The sequence below is a fragment of the Micrococcus sp. HSID17227 genome, from assembly GCF_003989405.1.
Lineage (GTDB): Bacteria > Actinomycetota > Actinomycetes > Actinomycetales > Micrococcaceae > Micrococcus > Micrococcus luteus.
The window spans coordinates 1-798 of the sequence record NZ_RBLN01000481.1; the positions used below are offsets into that span (position 1 = coordinate 1).

At 73.2% G+C, this 798-nt stretch carries 1 protein-coding gene and 1 pseudogene; one reads left to right on the forward strand and one right to left on the reverse strand.

From position 1 onward, the window contains the following. A partial coding sequence (locus tag D8M29_RS12790; RefSeq protein WP_127446053.1) for a hypothetical protein occupies nucleotides 1-387 on the reverse strand: 387 nt, incomplete at its 3' end. 81 nt (nucleotides 388-468) lie between these two features. Between D8M29_RS12790 and D8M29_RS12795 the strand changes: the two are divergent. Further along, nucleotides 469-798, forward strand: a pseudogene (locus tag D8M29_RS12795) (hypothetical protein); the annotation flags it as partial.

A 798-nucleotide genomic window follows, 5' to 3' on the forward strand; every position in this document is an offset into this window, starting at 1 on the left:
TCCCGTCACTGCCACCGGCTGGCGCGTCCGCGCGATGCCGCGCAGCACCGTCCCCCAGCCGGCCGCGGCGAGCTCGGGCGTGAGAGCGGCGCGGGTCAGGTCGGCCTCCACGGCCGCCACGCAGTCCAACGCGACGATCGCCGATCCCGAGCCGTCGACGTGCACACCGACCCAACCCTGGCCCACCGTGTGCACCACGCCGTCCACGGCCTCGCCCCAGGCCAGGTGGAGCCGGACCTGCCGCCCGCGGGCTCCGCGCAGGCGGTCCGCCAGGGACAGCGCCATCCACTCCGCTCGGGTCAGCTCCGCGGCCTCGGCCACCGTCTCCTGCCATCCGAGGTCGACCCAGTGCGCCTCCAGGTCGTCGAAGAGTCCGTTCCACCGCATGCGCTCAGCATAGGAGGCTCAGCAGCCCGTGCTGGACATCGTCAAACATCATCAAACATCACTCTTGACACCCATCCGGCCATGCAGTTCACTGTGGTCATCATCACCGGCCTGATCGCGGGATCGCGGCCGGACGGACGCACAGGAGGGGAATCCATGGAGCGCTCGACATCACCGGCCGGCCCGGCCCCGACCCGTCCGGTCGACGCGGCGGACGCCGTCGGCCTCACCGTCCTGCTTCTGGCCGGACCCGGTCTGCTCGCCTGTGCCGCGGCGCTGCTGCAGACGGGCACCAGCGCGCCGGCGGCGGAACTGACCCGTGTGCTGGGCCTCGGCGCCGGTCTCGCCGGGCTCGGACTGCTCGCGTGGTGGGCGGTGGGCCTGACCGGGCTGGCGCTCGTCGCGCTGGGG